15 protein-coding genes are annotated in these 14,725 nt (G+C 61.7%); 7 read left to right on the top strand and 8 right to left on the bottom strand.

Annotated elements, in window-relative coordinates; all coding sequences use genetic code 11:
* Window positions 1-8: 8 nt before the first annotated feature.
* Window positions 9-932: a phytanoyl-CoA dioxygenase family protein gene (locus tag BS629_RS18735; RefSeq protein ID WP_018242711.1), complete on the bottom strand. Its 924-nt coding sequence runs from the start codon at window positions 930-932 to the stop codon at window positions 9-11.
* A gap of 97 nt (window positions 933-1,029) precedes the next feature.
* Between BS629_RS18735 and BS629_RS18740 the strand changes: the two genes are divergently transcribed.
* Window positions 1,030-1,854 carry a helix-turn-helix transcriptional regulator gene (locus BS629_RS18740; RefSeq protein ID WP_018242710.1) on the top strand — a complete coding sequence of 275 codons (825 nt, stop codon included), beginning with the start codon at window positions 1,030-1,032 and terminating at the stop codon, window positions 1,852-1,854.
* Window positions 1,855-1,879: 25 nt separating this feature from the next.
* Here BS629_RS18740 and BS629_RS18745 read toward each other — a convergent pair whose 3' ends face one another.
* Together BS629_RS18745 and BS629_RS18750 are read right to left on the bottom strand one after the other, a co-directional pair.
* A complete protein-coding gene (locus BS629_RS18745; protein ID WP_018242709.1) occupies window positions 1,880-2,902 on the bottom strand; it encodes an LLM class flavin-dependent oxidoreductase in 1,023 nt (340 codons plus the stop codon).
* A 391-nt stretch (window positions 2,903-3,293) separates the two neighbouring features.
* Window positions 3,294-3,917 carry an RNA ligase family protein gene (locus BS629_RS18750; protein WP_026188455.1) on the bottom strand — a complete coding sequence of 208 codons (624 nt, stop codon included), beginning with the start codon at window positions 3,915-3,917 and terminating at the stop codon, window positions 3,294-3,296.
* Between the two features lie 225 nt (window positions 3,918-4,142).
* Between BS629_RS18750 and BS629_RS18755 the strand changes: the two genes are divergently transcribed.
* Window positions 4,143-4,790, top strand: a complete 648-nt coding sequence (locus BS629_RS18755) for a metallophosphoesterase family protein (RefSeq protein WP_018242707.1) — start codon at window positions 4,143-4,145, stop codon at window positions 4,788-4,790.
* 109 nt (window positions 4,791-4,899) lie between these two features.
* Here BS629_RS18755 and BS629_RS18760 read toward each other — a convergent pair whose 3' ends face one another.
* Both BS629_RS18760 and BS629_RS18765 read right to left on the bottom strand, forming a co-directional pair.
* On the bottom strand, window positions 4,900-5,262 hold the full coding sequence (locus BS629_RS18760; RefSeq protein WP_018242706.1) for a hypothetical protein: 363 nt from the start codon (window positions 5,260-5,262) through the stop codon (window positions 4,900-4,902).
* A 5-nt stretch (window positions 5,263-5,267) separates the two neighbouring features.
* The gene (locus BS629_RS18765) at window positions 5,268-6,065 is read right to left on the bottom strand and encodes a DUF899 domain-containing protein (RefSeq protein WP_018242705.1); all 798 of its coding nucleotides are present in this window, start codon (window positions 6,063-6,065) and stop codon (window positions 5,268-5,270) included.
* Window positions 6,066-6,183: 118 nt separating this feature from the next.
* On the opposite strand from BS629_RS18765, the gene BS629_RS18770 reads away from it, so the two are divergent.
* The 3 genes from BS629_RS18770 to BS629_RS18780 all read left to right on the top strand — a co-directional run bounded on the left by BS629_RS18770 (window position 6,184) and on the right by BS629_RS18780 (window position 9,339).
* Entirely contained in the window at window positions 6,184-7,404 is a 1,221-nt protein-coding gene (locus tag BS629_RS18770) for a hypothetical protein (RefSeq protein WP_018242704.1), read from the top strand.
* A gap of 49 nt (window positions 7,405-7,453) precedes the next feature.
* Window positions 7,454-8,086 carry a Vgb family protein gene (locus BS629_RS18775; RefSeq protein ID WP_026188454.1) on the top strand — a complete coding sequence of 211 codons (633 nt, stop codon included), beginning with the start codon at window positions 7,454-7,456 and terminating at the stop codon, window positions 8,084-8,086.
* Between the two features lie 338 nt (window positions 8,087-8,424).
* Window positions 8,425-9,339: a phosphotriesterase family protein gene (locus BS629_RS18780; protein ID WP_018242702.1), complete on the top strand. Its 915-nt coding sequence runs from the start codon at window positions 8,425-8,427 to the stop codon at window positions 9,337-9,339.
* 110 nt (window positions 9,340-9,449) lie between these two features.
* On the opposite strand, the gene BS629_RS18785 is transcribed toward BS629_RS18780, so the two are convergent.
* Entirely contained in the window at window positions 9,450-9,983 is a 534-nt protein-coding gene (locus tag BS629_RS18785) for a GNAT family N-acetyltransferase (RefSeq protein ID WP_018242701.1), read from the bottom strand.
* 86 nt (window positions 9,984-10,069) lie between these two features.
* Here BS629_RS18785 and BS629_RS18790 point away from each other — a divergent pair, with 86 nt between their 5' ends.
* The gene (locus BS629_RS18790) at window positions 10,070-11,815 is read left to right on the top strand and encodes a sensor histidine kinase (RefSeq protein ID WP_018242700.1); all 1,746 of its coding nucleotides are present in this window, start codon (window positions 10,070-10,072) and stop codon (window positions 11,813-11,815) included.
* A 10-nt stretch (window positions 11,816-11,825) separates the two neighbouring features.
* Window positions 11,826-12,227 carry a response regulator gene (locus BS629_RS18795; protein ID WP_018242699.1) on the top strand — a complete coding sequence of 134 codons (402 nt, stop codon included), beginning with the start codon at window positions 11,826-11,828 and terminating at the stop codon, window positions 12,225-12,227.
* 64 nt (window positions 12,228-12,291) lie between these two features.
* Here BS629_RS18795 and BS629_RS18800 read toward each other — a convergent pair whose 3' ends face one another.
* Together BS629_RS18800 and BS629_RS18805 are read right to left on the bottom strand one after the other, a co-directional pair.
* Window positions 12,292-12,561: a nuclear transport factor 2 family protein gene (locus BS629_RS18800; protein ID WP_018242698.1), complete on the bottom strand. Its 270-nt coding sequence runs from the start codon at window positions 12,559-12,561 to the stop codon at window positions 12,292-12,294.
* Window positions 12,562-12,851: 290 nt separating this feature from the next.
* Window positions 12,852-14,675 (bottom strand): HAMP domain-containing methyl-accepting chemotaxis protein, encoded by a 1,824-nt coding sequence (locus tag BS629_RS18805; RefSeq protein WP_018242696.1) that lies wholly within the window; start codon window positions 14,673-14,675, stop codon window positions 12,852-12,854.
* Between the last annotated feature and the right edge of the window lie 50 nt (window positions 14,676-14,725).

Raw genomic sequence — 14,725 nt, forward strand, 5'->3', positions numbered from 1 at the left:
AAGCCGGGCTACAGCATGTCGCCGAGGCTCCAGTGGTTGTTCCATCGGACGTCGATCTCGTCGTCGACATTCTGATATCTTATGTCGGTGGAGAGGCGCAGCCGCCGGCTGCGGTCCTGATTGATGGTCGAGGCGTGGATCATGTAGGGCGAGTGGAGCACCACGTCACCGGCCTCATAATCGGCCGCGAGCCAGCGGGTGTCGAAGCGCTCCGCCATATCCGGGAGATCCTTCGAGACCCAGCCGCCTTCCGCCATGTGGCTGTTATAGGCGCTGATCCGCTCTTCCGGAGAAAGATCGCCACTCATGGCCCGGAACTCGGCTTCCATCTTGACGCCCAGCGCATGCGAGCCTTCGAGGTAAACCAAGCCGCCCATCTCGGTGGGGATGTCGCCGATTGGAATCCAGGCCGTCACCAGGCGGCTGGTGCCGCCGCGGAGATAGACGAGATCATAGTGGGCGGGCGTGGCCGTCGGCGATCCCGGCTGGATGAAACGCATGAGCTTGCGCTTATGCAGATAGGAAATGCCCTGCAGGAAATCGTCCATGAAGCGGGCGAGCGGCGGTTGCGCACAAAAGCCTTCATAGGCGGCTGAGCGGACGAGCGACATCAGGCGCCGGTCCGCCAGGCTCTTGTCGAAGCCACCGGCAGACGCAATGCCAAGGGAAAAATCGCTGCCGGACTCGACCAGTCCGGTTTCGGCGAGATGTTCGAAGACCCAGCGGCGGAAGTCGATCACGCCAGCCTTCGGCAGAAGGCTTTTCAGCCAGACATAGCCATCGTCCTGGTAGCGGCGGCGGATGGCGTCGACGCCGATGGCGGGATCGGTCGGCGTGAGCCAGCCCGTTCGCTCCGCAGGCAAGGTCCTGCCATGGGCGGCAAGGGAAAATTCCGGCTTTTGGACCTGCATGACGTCCGCAGCAATTGACATTTCACTCCTCCGTCGCTTGAGTTGGCTTGTCATCAATTACCTGATCCGGCGGGCCAACCGACATAGAGGAAATTCATACCTAGACTTTTCGCTCATCATGAGAAACGCCGAAGCCATCTATAGAACGCCGCCTGCCGCTGCCGGCGGACTTGCTGTCACCGGCAGCGGCAGGCAGCAGGCCCGCCGCGCGGTGACGGAGCGGAAACTGCCGAGTTTCGCCGTTGTCCTGGTAGAGCGCGGGCAGGGCTGGCTGGAAACCGCCGCCAGCGGCCGCCTCAGCCTGACTGGACCTGCATTGTTCTGGCTGTTTCCCAACCGGGTGCATTCCTATGGCCCCGACGAAGGCGGCTGGGACGAGCGCTGGGCGCTTTTCGAAGGATCTTTCACGCGGGACTTCGTGAGGCTGAGGATCATCTCCGAGCGACATCCCGTCGTGGCTTTGCATCATCTCGATGAGGTGGTCCGGTTGTTCGGCAAGCTTCATGCCGATCTGCTTGACGATACCAATCTCGGGCAGGCATCGTCGGCATTGATGCTGCATCGCATTGTCATATCGGCCGCCAGACAGGTAAGCGGCGCGGCCGATCGACGCCAGGAAAGGCGCGACATGGCCGACATCGTGGAAACGCTACGGCGGCGGGCGATGAAACCATTGGACCTCGCAGCCTTTGCTGCCGAGCACGGTATGTCTCCGGCCACGCTGCGCAGGCGGTTCACGCTCGAAACCGGATTGCCTCCCAAGGCATTTCAGCTACGGGCGCGCATGGATCATGCCAAACAACTCTTGGCAACCACCGACGAAAAGATCGAAACGGTGGCCGCCATGATCGGCTTGGACGATCCGTTTTATTTTTCGCGTGTTTTTCACGAACGCGAAGGCTGCAGTCCTCGCGAATTCCGCGAGAGGTATCCGCGAGTTTGAGAGGCCGGCAGCTGTGGCCGGAGCGTCAGCGCCAACCCATCGCAGACGCGACATGGGTCAGGATAGCTTCGATGACATGAGCGTTGTAGTCGACGCCGAGCTGGTTGGGGACGGTGAGCAGCAGCGTGTCGGCTTCGGCGATTGCCTCGTCCTCGGCGAGCTGCTTGATCAGGGCATCGGGTTCGGCGGCATAGCTGCGACCGAAGATCGCCCGGGTCTTCTCGTCGATGAAGCCGATCTTGTCCTCACCGTCGTTGCCGTAGCCGAAATAGGCGCGGTCGCGATCGTCGACGAGCGCGAAGATGCTGCGGCTGACCGAGACGCGAGGCTGGCGCGTGTGGCCGGCTTCTTTCCAGGCCTCGCGGTATGCCCGGATCTGGTCGGCCTGCTGGACGTGGAAGGGCTCTCCCGTCTCATCGTCCTTCAGCGTCGAGCTCTGCAGGTTCATACCAAGTTTGGCTGCCCACACGGCGGTGGCATTGGAGCTGGCGCCCCACCAGATCCGTTCACGCAGGCCCTCGGAATGCGGCTCGAGGCGCAGCAGGCCAGGCGGGTTCGGAAACATTGGCCGCGGGTTCGGCTTGGCAAAACCTTCGCCGCGCAACACTTCGAGGAAGACTTCGGCATGGTGGCGGGCCATGTCGGCCTCGCTCTGGCCTTCGGGCGGGGCATAGCCGAAATGGCGCCAGCCATCGATCACCTGTTCGGGCGAACCGCGGCTGATGCCGAGCTGCAGACGGCCGCCGGCGATGAGGTCGGCCGCACCGGCATCTTCGGCCATGTAGAGCGGGTTTTCGTAGCGCATGTCGATGACGGCAGTGCCGATCTCGATGCGGCTGGTTCTTGCGCCGACGGCTGATAGCAGCGGGAAGGGTGCTGCCAGCTGTCGGGCGAAGTGGTGCACGCGGAAATACGCCCCGTCAGCACCGAGCTCCTCGGCCGCGACGGCAAGGTCGATCGACTGCAGCAACGCATCGCCGGCCGAGCGCGTCTGCGATTGAGGCGAGGGCGTCCAGTGCCCGAACGAGAGAAAACCAATCTTCTTCATGCCGATGCCGCACCTTGATCCGTTGTATCTGGGTTCGACCGGTCATCGCACAGTTTCGGCCCGGAAGACAATCGGAACCGAAAGGGTGCGCGTGCCAGCCGGGCTGGACACTTGCTGCATGATGACTCGCGCCGGCCGATTTCCTCTAGCAGAAGCAGAGGCAATCGCCGTAAGCGGCTGAGAGAGAGCCGGTTCCGCTCGTGTCGATGAAGTGCCCGAGATCAATAATAGGTCGATTCGAACGGGGGGCGCGGCGCCCATGGCAGAGGCGTCGCTTGCTATCTCGGAGATGATCAGCTTCGGGCGGGGGCGCGGGGGACGCTTTACGGAATTCAATAATGCCACCAACTGCCTCGAAGAGTCTGGCGGTAAGTTGCACCATTTGCGACCGTCAGGAATTTGCCAAGCGATTGGGGATGAGTTCCGACTGCATCCAATGCGTTTCACTCTGAACGTGGTTGTCCCGCACATACTTGCCCATCCGAACTGGCATTTCGGTTTCCAGGAACGCATCAGCGATCCGAACGACAAACCCCTCCTGCTTGGTCTTATCCAGTGATGCCGCCGTATCCTCGAACAGGCCGGCTTTGTATGGTCCCCGATATAGTGTCGACACCGGAACGATGCCCAGTTCTTCGAACCGGGCTTGCGTCAGGTCCCAGGATTGGACCTCATCGTCGATAATCCATGCAAAGCCGAGGAAGTACGACGGCAGATCATCATAACCGATCGAGTGCCGGGCATAGAGGTTCTCACCCACGATGCGTTCGCCATCTGCCAGTTGCGGGCTGATGCTGGCAGCAAAAGCCTTAAGCCAATCGCGCGACGAATGGTAACGGCTATCGGGACTACGCGCATGAGACCCGCCCCGATAAATGGTCGTGTTCTCACCATCCATTTTCTCGGTGATGACAAGATCGCCAATCATCAACCCGTCAAGCATCGCCATGACTTTGTCATCGCTCGTCGCTCCGGGAGAAATCGGTAGGTGATAGGTTCGTCCGTATTTCTTCATGGTGATGAAGGCATAGCCGTTGGCGATTGCACAATGCAATGCCGTATCCATCCGCGGATCGGCATCCTCGGCGGCCGATGCGCCGATCAATATGCGAACTCAAGCCAAAGGCGAGGCAATCGCCGCAAGTGCTGGGAAATGAGTCGTATTTTCTGTCGGCAGTATTGAGATCCGCCGCGGCGATCCGGACTTCACCTGACCCCCGACAGGCGCTAAAAATGAGACATGCGCTACACGTTCGCCATAGGTGATATCCACGGCTGTATCGATCCGCTGAACAGGATGATCGATCGGGTCGAGGCTTATGCGCCAGAAGGCACGGTCGTCTTCCTTGGCGACTATGTCGATCGCGGGCCTGACAGCAAAAGTGTCCTCGACCGGATCATTGCCGGTCCATCGGACTCGTGGCGATGGATCTGCCTGAAAGGCAATCATGAGGACCTGATGGTCGCTGCCTATGCCGATAGCGACAGCAGAGACGTGTGGATCGGCATCGGCATCGGCGGACTTGAAACCGAAATGTCCTACGGCGGCAGAGTTCTGCCCCAGCATCTGCAATGGGCGGCCGATCTTCCCTTCATGCACATTGATCGATATCGGATCTTCGTCCATGCGGGCGTCGATCCAGCATTTCCGCTGGAGCAGCAGAGCGAGCACGATCTTCTCTGGTTACGGTTCCCTCCCGGTGAGTCCGGCGACTATTGGGGCAAGCACCTGGTCCACGGCCATACACCGTCGCTGTCCAACCCGGTGACGACAGGAAACCGCACCAACATCGACAGCGGCTGCGTCTTCGGCGGCAAGCTTTCCTGTGCGGTCTTCGACGACGATGTTGCCGGCGGGCCGATCGACTTTATCGAGGTGAGGGCATGAACTTGGTCGCGCCGGTAAGGAGGTAAAGCCGGACGCGGCCGAGCGGGAGTGCGGCTTGCTCCCTCTTCTCCGCGCTGGGGAGAAGAAGGAGCATCGTCGTCGCGGAGCGTTATCGGGGGCTTATGCCCCGCCAGCCGGCGGCGAGCCGCAGCCAGGGCGCCAGGTGGAAGCCGCTCATCAGCAGGTACATCGGCACCATTCCGCCGATCGGGAAGGCATCCGGCGTCGTCATGCAGATCATGACGGCGCTGCCGGTCGTGGCTGTCAGCACCGCCATGATCGCGAATGTCGGAGCGGCTGCAAGCGACAGCCAATCGGCGGCGCGGCCGGTGATCCGGCTGCCTGGACTAGCCATGCCACCGCTCGGTTTCCCAGCTGATCCATCCGCGGCGGCAGCCAGCGAGAGCCACTCGGCGGCGTTGAGAGCGACGTTGCCGTCGCCTCTGCTTGGAGTGTGGGCGGAGAACAGCATCGGCGTCACTCCTTGCCGTACCGGTCGTGGTGGCGCCACCAGATGCCGGTTTCGTTGCGGCCCTTGGGGGCGCGGTCGAGCCATTGATACATGCCCCATAACCCGTCCAGCCCGCGCGCATAGCTGGAATAGCTGTGGTAGACGGCACCGTCGATGAGCTCGAAGGCGCTGACACCCGGCCGGTCGCGGGTATAGGTGGGGACATCGGTGCCGGTCATGGCGGCGATCTGAGTGATCGGCGCCTCGCTATCGCGGGGCTGCCGCTCCTGGACAGTCCTTGCGGCGAGCGGTTGGGGGGCGGGCGGTTCGCGGCGGTAATTATAGTCTACATCGCCCTGGTGCTGCTGCTCGGCGGAGAACCAGACGCTGAAATCGCCGTTGAAGTCGCTGCCAAAGGACGACGCCCAGGGAAAGCTCCAGTGCATCCGTCGCTTGAATGCTTCGAGCTTTGCCAACGGCGCGCGGGAGACCGCCCAAAAGGCGACGTCGTGGTTCTCCAGGTGAACGAAGAAGCCGTTGAAGCCATCGGCGATCGACGAGCAGGACGGGCATCCCGCGGTATAGTCCGGCCCGAACATGAAGTGATAGACGAGAAGCTGCGAGCGGCCACCGAAGAGGTCCTTCAGCGAGACGTTGCCGCCGTCGGTGTCGAAGCGGTATTGCTTGTCGATCCTCACTCGCGGCAATCGCTGGCGCTTCATCGCCAGCGCGTCGCTCTGCCGGGTCAGTTCCTTCTCCTCCTCGAGCAGATCGAGCCTTGCTGCCAGCCACTGCTGGCGTGTTGCGTTCAGCTGTTCCGTCATGGGTCTTCTCCTTTGCCTGTCTCTCGTCGTAGCATCCGGCGCAGGCTTGCTTGCCGGTCGACGACAAATCTAAGGCCAGGTGGGAAATGGTGGGAGTGACAAGTGTGACGGGATTTGAATGGACTCGCTGATCACGGCGGCGGCGCGGGCGCTGGCAGCGGGCGATGCGCTTGGCGCGCTAAAGCGGGTGGCGCTGCGCGACGATGCGCCGGCGCTGGCGCTGCGCGGCATTGCGATGGCGCAGCTCGGCGATCTCGTCCGCGCCAAGGCGCTGTTGAAGAGTGCGGCGCGTGCCTTCGGCCCGCGGGAGGCGATGGCCCGGGCCCGCTGCGTGGTCGCCGAGGCCGAGATCGCGCTCGTCTCGCGCGATCTCACCTGGCCGCCCAAGGCGCTGGAAGCGGCGCGCAAGGTGCTCGAAGCGCATGGCGACAGGGTCAATGCCGCCCATGCCAGGAATGTCGAGCTTCGCCGGCTGGTGCTGATCGGCCGGCTCGACGAGGCCGAGCGGGCGCTGGAAACGCTCGATCCAACGCCGCTGCCGCCGGCGGCAAGGGCCGCTCATGAGCTGGTGGTCGCGGGCATCGCGATCCGGCGCCTGCAGACGAATACGGCGCACGAGGCTCTCGACCGGGCGAGGCGGGCTGCACGCGAGGCCGGTATGCCGGTATTGACGGCGGAGGTGGAAAATGCCGCCCACGTGCTCAGCGCGCCGGTGGCGCGGCTGATCTCGCGCTGGCGGGAAAGCCCGCTGTTGCTCGAGGAGGTGGAAGAGCTGCTGGGTTCGGGCACGCTTGTCGTCGATGCCTGCCGCCACGTCGTGCGCGACGACCAGCTGTCGGTGTCGCTGGCAAAGCGGCCCGTGCTCTTCACGCTCGCCCGGACGCTTGCCGAAGCCTGGCCGACGGATGTGGCACGCGGCACGCTCATCGCGCGCGCCTTCCGCGGCAAACATGCCGATGAATCGCATCGCGCCCGGCTGCGCGTCGAGATCGGCCGGCTGCGCGCCGAACTGCGGGGACTGGCGGAGGTTTCGGCGACGAAACGCGGCTTTGCGCTTTCGCCGCGGCGTGCCGAAGAGACCGCCGTGCTGGCGCCGCTGGTCGAAGGTCAACACGGGGCGGTGCTCGCCTTTCTCGCCGATGGCGAGGCGTGGTCGAGCTCGGCGTTGGCGATCGCGCTCGGCGCCAGCCCGCGCACCGTGCAGCGGGCGCTGGATTCGCTCGCCGATGAAAGCAGGGTGCAGTCCTTCGGGCGCGGGCGGGCGCGGCGCTGGATGAGCCCGCCGTTACCCGGTTTCCCGACGATCTTGTTACTCCCGGGACCGTTGCCAAGCGATTAGTATGGCCTGACTGATGAGGATGGCCCTACGGGCGAATAGGATGGAAGAGATGAAAAAATCGGCTGCGACGATCATCCGTGAATATGGACCTTTTCCCGGTGCCGAGCGCGTCAACGGCGTCACCTTCGACGGTGAACACGTCTGGTTCGCCTCGGGCGACAGGCTGAATGCGCTCGATCCCGCAAACGGCGAGGTGGTGCGCTCGATCGAGGTCGCATCGCATGCCGGCACGGCCTTCGATGGCGAGTTCCTCTATCAGATCGCCGAGGATGTCATTCACAAGATCGACCCGAAGTCCGGTCGTATCCTTTCCACCATCCCTGCGCCGGGCAATGGTGGCGATTCCGGCCTTGCCTGGGCCGAAGGCTCGCTTTGGGTCGGCCAGCACCGCGGCCGTAGGATCCATCAGATCGACCCGGAAACCGGCAAGATCCTCCGCACCATTGAATCCAACCGCGTCGTGACAGGCGTCACCTGGGTCGACGGCCAGCTCTGGCACGGCACCTGGGAGGGCGATGACAGCGACGTCAGGCGCATCGACCCGGAAACCGGAGAGGTGCTGGAGCGGCTGGAGATGCCCGAGGGCACCGGCGTCTCCGGTCTCGAATCCGACGGCGGCGACTGCTTCTTCTGCGGCGGAGGCGGCAGCGGCAAGATCCGCGCGGTGCGCCGGCCGGGTTGAGCGCGATGCGCCACCGGGGTGAGCGCGATGCGCCACCGTGGTGAGGCCCGGTCCCGCGAAGCGGGAGCAATCGATCCAGTGAATCGATTGCAGGGCCGAACGCCCTGAGCCATGCGAAGGGCCGGAAGGGGCAAGGTTGAGGGGAAGTAGTCGATGCGGCGTATCTTCCCCCGGCGACAGTCAACTCGCCAAGCCGGACGTCGATATCAAGGTCTGTCGTAAGAATTTCGATCAAGTGAGCGATTGATTTCATCACGTCACGATCTACTTTCGCGGCAGTGTCGAGGCTTGGGTCGAAGGCTGTACGCAAAGCCGATATGCCCGTGGGGGGAGAGACTTTGAAATATCTGCGCACGACGCTCGGGCCTAAGAGCAGATCCGAACTTGGGATGATCCTCCCGCATGAGCACGTTTTCATCGACCTCAGGACGCCGGACCAGCCCGGTTATGCCGAAGCGGAGACCGAAGACGTCGTCCGGCTGATGGCCCCCGAAATCGAGCGGATCAAGAAGCTCGGGGTGACGGCACTGGTCGAATGCTCGACGGGTGGCGTTGGACGCCGTGCGGATATCGATCTTGCCGTGTCGCTCGCGACGGATTTTCCGATTGTCGTGCCCACCGGCAATTACCGTGAACCCTGGATTCCCAAATGGGTCCGTCAGGCTTCCGAGAAAGAGCTGGAGGCATGGATGCTTCGCGAGCTGACGGAGCAGATCGACGAGACCGGGTTCCAGGCGGGCTGGATCAAGCTCAGCGCCGGCGATGACGGCATGACGGCGCTCGAGACGAAAATCCTGCGGGCAGCCGCGCGCGCCGCGGCGCAGACAGGCGCCGTCATCGGCAGTCATACGATCAGGGGACGGGTCGTCATGGATCAGCTCGATGTCATCGAGGCAGAGGGCTACAGGGCTGACAGGTTCATCTCGATCCATACGCAGGAAGAGAAGGACTTTGCCTATCATGTCGCCGTCGCCGAGCGAGGCGCTTGGATCGAGTACGACCATGTCGGCCGGGGCGGAGACAACGAGGTGGCGGAGCTGGTGATCAAGGCGCTGGAGGCGGGCTGCGGCGATCGCCTATTGTTGAGCCATGACCGTGGCTGGTTCGATCCGGCGCTGCCGATGGGCGGGATACCCAAACCGTACACCCATCTTTCCACCGTCTTGCTGCCCGAGCTGAAACGGCGGGGCGTAGACGACGGAACCCTGATGCGCCTGACCCACGACAATCCATTCGAGGCATTCGCCCGATAGGGGAGTGCCTGGCCTAATTGCTCGAAAGGGCATTTGTTTCAAGTTCAGGCCGAAATGTTGATCAGCCGGGCTCGCGGGGGCCCATTCAGAAATCGACGCGATACCTGGATCTATGCCGCGCCGCGCTCGTCGAACAAAAGCGCCATGCTGATCGCATCGATGAACTGACCGTCGATGCGTGCCGCACGTCGGACGATGCCTTCGCGTGCAAATCCCATCTTTTCGTAGAGAGCGATAGCACGGGCGTTGTCTTCATAAACATCGAGTTCAACCCTTGCAAAACCGCTTTTCTGCGCGGCTCTCAATGTCGTCTCGATGAGCCTTCGTCCCAGACCCTTGCCCCGATAGGCGGGAAGAATCCCCATTCCGAGTTTTCCGCGATGCGCGTGGGACGGGAAAAAATGTCGGCTGATGTCGCACCAGCCGAGGACCTGGTTTTCAGCGGTGGCAACGAATTGCGGATTGCCTTTTGCTATCATGCCCATCACGAACTCCCGTGTTTGCGGCAGCGGCGTTGCTTCCAGCATGGACAGGTATTTTTTCTCCCGTGCGACCACGTCGAGCGCATGATGAAAGCTGTCGATATGGACGGCGGCGATCGGCTCGATCCTGATGCCTGATGTATCCGACGATGCTGCATCCATGTGCTTCTCCTTCAACGATTGCGATGCCTATGGGGGGACCTGCCGCAGACCCGCACGGGAGCGCATAATTCACGGTCCGTCAACCTTTGCGTGTCAATTTCTCGGCAGCGGGCGCCATCAAAAGGTTGCAGGTATTGAAGGTCGGGCTCACATCGCACATTACGTTCGTCCTGGTGACGCTCACCTGCGCGGCGGCTGTCGTGTTGTGCGGATTTGCGTGGCTCGCAGCGGTGAAGGTCGATGATCTCTCGCTCCGTCGGCAGGCCGATTTCGTCCGGCAGGGGCTGGAAGAGCAGATCGCGGCACTTCCCCGGGAGCAGGAAAGCGTCACCAAATGGGACGATGCCTTCCTCTATACCAAACAGCGGAACCATGAGTGGCTGCTCGACAATGTCGGCCAGTGGACCAACCGCTATTTCGGGCACGACAGAACCTACATCTTCGACGACACCAATCGCCTGATGTTCGCCTTCCGTGACGGCGCCGATGCCATGCCGCCGCGGCTCGGTGACGACGACGGCCAAGAAATGACTGCTCTCGCCGGAGAGATGCGCGCCGTTCTCGTCGAGCGGGCTGCAAAGCCCGGCGCTGAAGCGCTTGGTCAACTGGCCAAGGTTCGGACGATTATGATCGGCAACAGACCGGCAATTGCCAGTGCGCGTCCCATTCTGCCGAGCTCGGCCAGGATGCAGATCGAGGCGGGCCAGGAGTTCATCGCCATCTCGGTCAAGTTCATCGATGGAAAAACTGCCGAAAACATCGCCCATCATGCGCTGCTCGAAGGGTTGCATTTCGCGCCTTCGAAAGGTGAGGACGAGCGGGCGCAAGTGTTGGTGTCGTCCCATAACGGCGGCACGATCGGCTATCTCGTGTGGCCGCCTATCCTGCCCGGTTTTATGCTGCTTCATCAAATCGCGCCGGCAGGGCTCGGTTGCCTGGCGCTGCTGATCACCGTGGTGTTCTGGCTCGGACGAGGTCTGCATCGCACCTCGCTGACCCTGCTGGACAGCCAAGAGCAGCTCACGCACCACCGCAACCATCTGGAAGAGATGGTGGCCGATCGAACGGCCGAGATCGAAAGGCAGAGAGAGGAACTGGACCGCCTGCTGGTGCACGAACGCCAGGTGAATGCGCTCCAGCGCCAGTTCGTCGCCATGGCCTCGCACGAGTTTCGCACGCCGCTCGCCATCATCGACGCCGCTGCGCAGCGGCTCTGCCGCTCGACCACCAACGTCAGCGGCGATTACGTTCACGAAAAGGCCGGCGTGATCCGCAGTGCGGTGGTGCGCATGGTCGATCTGATGGAGAGTATCCTCGCCAGCGGGCGGCTCGAAACCGGACAGATCACACTGAAGCGGAGCGAAGGTGACCTGAAAGCGGTGCTCGTCACGTGCTGCGACAGGCAGCGCCATCTCAGCCGCACGCATGTGTTCCATCTCGATCTTGAGCCCATACCGGATGTATTGACGTTCGATCGCAGCGCGATGGAACAGGTCTTCACCAACCTGATTTCGAACGCCGTCAAATATTCACCCGACGCGCCTGACATTCATGTTCGCGCCCGGGCCGACGACAAGACGGTGGAGATCGCCATCTCCGACAGCGGCATCGGCATGGATGCGGAGGATCTGCCGAAGCTGTTCCAGCCCTATTATCGCGCCCGCAGCGCGACGGGCATTGCCGGGACGGGCATCGGTCTCAACGTCGTCAAGCAGGTTATCGAACTACACGGCGGCACCGTCGAGGTGACGAGCGAGCTTGGCAAAGGCACAACATTCACCATTCTTCTGCCAATAGAGTTTCTATTGTCGGATCAACAAGTCGCAGCTTAAGGAAGAGCTCATGGTTACAGTCCTGTGCATAGAAGACGAAGTCGAGATCCGGAACCTCCTCGTCGAAGAGTTGAGCGAAGCCGGCTACAGGACGCTCGAGGCCTCGAACGGCGCCGAGGGACTGGAAATGATCCTGTCGAAATGGCCCGATATCGTCATCAGCGACATTTCGATGCCGGTCATGGATGGGCACCAGCTTCTGGCGGAAATTCAGATCAACCACCCCGAGCTCTCCAACATTCCCTTCATCCTGCTGACGGCACTGACCGATCGGGAAAACACGCTAGCCGGCCTGCGCGGCGGAGCGGCGGACTATCTGACGAAGCCGCTCGACTTCGATCTGCTGCTCGCCAAGCTCGAAGGCTGCGTGACCCGTCTTGCCAACGACAAGGCGGTTCACCGGTCGTTCTGATGATCGATGGCGTTAGGGGTGTCTGCGTCAATTCCACGCCTCGCGCGATTTTGACATTGGCGGCTCAGCCGGCAATGGTTCCCTGATGGAAGACGATTTTCCAGCTCCCGCCAGAGCTTTGCCAGATGGTGGTTCTGAGCGTCGTCCTGCCGGGTTCGTCCAGCGTGTAGTTCAGCAGATAGAGGTTTTCGGCGAGTCCGCGGATCGAGAAGTCCCGGCAGGGCCAGTCATGCCTTTCCGGCTGCTGGTAGCGCTCCAGTAGGTTGGCGATGACGAAGTCGCGCCGATAGATCCTGCCGCTTGCGCCGATCTCGAAGAAATCCTCCGCCGTCATCGAAACCAGATCGTCGCAGCTCGTGCCGAGGCGCGGCGATGGAATATCGGCTCCCTCTGCCGGAGTTCATCGAGGATGGTTTCCAGATCGAGATCGGACATCGTCAAATTCCGTGAGAGCGAATGTCGAACAATATCAATTTTGTTCTGTCGCGATGTTATCGCGACGTTCCGCCTGCTCAGCAACCTCAGTTTGGACCGACGACCGATGATCATGCAACGACGCTGCGGCCCGCATTCCTGTTCGAGGCCGATAGACCCCGTGTTTTGCGTGCCGATCGTTCCTTCGGCTCAAGCCGTTCTGCGAAGGGCGTAGGCGCTTTCCTGCGCGGTCTCGTTCAGATTGAACTGCCTGATCAACTGGCGAAGCGTGGCGCCTTCGTCGGCAAGCGATGCGGAAGCGGCGCTCGCCTCCTCGACCATGGCTGCGTTTTGCTGCGTGGTCTGGTCTAGGCTGTTGACGGCCGTATTGATCTCCGCCAGGCCGACGGATTGTTCCCGGGCGGAGACGGCGATTGCCTCGACATGGCGGTTGATGGCAACGATCAGCTCGCCGATGGTTTTCAACGCTTCGCCGGTTTTCGAGACCAGTCCGACGCCGGCTGCGACTTCTCCCGCCGATGCATGGATCAGCGTTTTGATTTCCTTGGCCGCCTGTGCGGAGCGCTGCGCCAGTTCGCGGACCTCCTGCGCCACCACGGCAAATCCCTTGCCTGCCTCGCCGGCGCGCGCGGCCTCGACACCGGCATTGAGGGCCAAGAGATTGGTCTGGAACGCGATCTCGTCGATCACGCCGATGATGTTGGAAATCTGGCTGGAGGATTGCTCGATCCGACTCATGGCCTGGACCGCCTGGCTTACGATCTCACCTGATGTCGTCGCACCGGCATTCGCCTGCGCGGCCACCTCGCGGGCTTCCTCGGCGCGCTTGGAGGCGGATGCGACATTGGCTGTGATTTCATCGAGAGCAGCGGCTGTCTGCTCGAGCGCCGCTGCCTGTTGTTCGGTTCGTTTCGCCAGGTCGTTTGCGCTGTTGGCGATTTCATTCGAGCCGCCGTCGATATTGACGGCTGATCCCGCCACTTTGGCGAGGGTCTGGCAGAGTTTTGCGACGGCGCCGTTGAAATCCCCGCGCAGGCCCTCGAAATCCGCATCGAAAGGCTCGCTGATCTGAACGGTGAGATCGCCGCCGGCAAGTTGTTTCAGGCTCTCTGCCAATCCGTTCGTGGCTTGCGCCATCGCTGCAGCCCGCGCGCGCTCCGTCTGCTCGCGGCGCTGCCGCTCAGATTCCGTCAGCACCCGATTCGTTTCGATATTTTCGTCGGCTCTGATCTTGGCGAGCGCGGTCTGCCGAAAGACCTCAACCGCTGCCGCCATCGCACCGATTTCGTCCGTGCGGCTGGAATAGGGAATCTGCGTGCCGGTGTCGCCAGCGGCCAGCCCGGTCATCGATTGCGTGATCTTCTTGATCGGACGCGAGATCTGGATCGCCACATAGGAGATTGCGCCAGCAACGATTGCAATCACGAGTGCCGTGAACACCGAGGTTGTCCAGAGAATGCCCAAGTACGTGGATTGACTGTTTTCGTATGACGCCTCGGAGCCATTGACGTTTATCGTCAGCAATTCATTGGCCAATTCTTCCGCGCGATCGACGAATGGCTCCATGTCGGAATAGAAGATCGTCTTGGCAACATCGTTGTCGTTCTTGCGGGACTTTTCCAGCATAGGCGCGGACGATTTCTGGTAGCTGGCGGCCTGCTCCTCGATCTGCTGCAGCAATTGGCCTTCGCGCGGCGAGGATATAAGCGGCTTATAAGCTGCAATCGCATCGTCAAGCTCAGTGCGTTGAGAGGTAATCTTTGCTTCTGCGGCGGCGATAGCCTGGTCGCTGATCGACATGATATGGTTGGCGTAGGCAAACTTCATGCGTTCCAGCTCGAAGCCGATATTGCGGGCTACCGAAACACTCGGCAGCCAGTTCTTGGCGATTGCCGTCGTGTCCTGGTTAACCTGCTGCACGCTCCTGAGGGAAAACAGCCCAAAGCTCAAGAAGATGAACGCAAACGTTACATTGATGATTGTCAGCGAGGTTCGAACCTTTGGCTTGCGCATGCAATACCTTCTTCGGAGCAATGATCAGGCCAAAGTTCTAGACTTGGTGA

Source organism: Rhizobium leguminosarum bv. viciae USDA 2370, from assembly GCF_002008365.1.
Taxonomy (GTDB): domain Bacteria; phylum Pseudomonadota; class Alphaproteobacteria; order Rhizobiales; family Rhizobiaceae; genus Rhizobium; species Rhizobium leguminosarum.

Coding starts and splice junctions, on each gene's coding strand:
- BS629_RS18735 (WP_018242711.1), bottom strand. CDS start 932: ATGTCAATTGCTGCGGACGTCATGCAGGTCCAAAAGCCGGAATTTTCC.
- BS629_RS18740 (WP_018242710.1), top strand. CDS start 1,030: ATGAGAAACGCCGAAGCCATCTATAGAACGCCGCCTGCCGCTGCCGGC.
- BS629_RS18745 (WP_018242709.1), bottom strand. CDS start 2,902: ATGAAGAAGATTGGTTTTCTCTCGTTCGGGCACTGGACGCCCTCGCCT.
- BS629_RS18750 (WP_026188455.1), bottom strand. CDS start 3,917: ATGAAGAAATACGGACGAACCTATCACCTACCGATTTCTCCCGGAGCG.
- BS629_RS18755 (WP_018242707.1), top strand. CDS start 4,143: ATGCGCTACACGTTCGCCATAGGTGATATCCACGGCTGTATCGATCCG.
- BS629_RS18760 (WP_018242706.1), bottom strand. CDS start 5,262: ATGCTGTTCTCCGCCCACACTCCAAGCAGAGGCGACGGCAACGTCGCT.
- BS629_RS18765 (WP_018242705.1), bottom strand. CDS start 6,065: ATGACGGAACAGCTGAACGCAACACGCCAGCAGTGGCTGGCAGCAAGG.
- BS629_RS18770 (WP_018242704.1), top strand. CDS start 6,184: ATGGACTCGCTGATCACGGCGGCGGCGCGGGCGCTGGCAGCGGGCGAT.
- BS629_RS18775 (WP_026188454.1), top strand. CDS start 7,454: ATGAAAAAATCGGCTGCGACGATCATCCGTGAATATGGACCTTTTCCC.
- BS629_RS18785 (WP_018242701.1), bottom strand. CDS start 9,983: ATGGATGCAGCATCGTCGGATACATCAGGCATCAGGATCGAGCCGATC.
- BS629_RS18795 (WP_018242699.1), top strand. CDS start 11,826: ATGGTTACAGTCCTGTGCATAGAAGACGAAGTCGAGATCCGGAACCTC.
- BS629_RS18800 (WP_018242698.1), bottom strand. CDS start 12,561: ATGACGGCGGAGGATTTCTTCGAGATCGGCGCAAGCGGCAGGATCTAT.
- BS629_RS18805 (WP_018242696.1), bottom strand. CDS start 14,675: ATGCGCAAGCCAAAGGTTCGAACCTCGCTGACAATCATCAATGTAACG.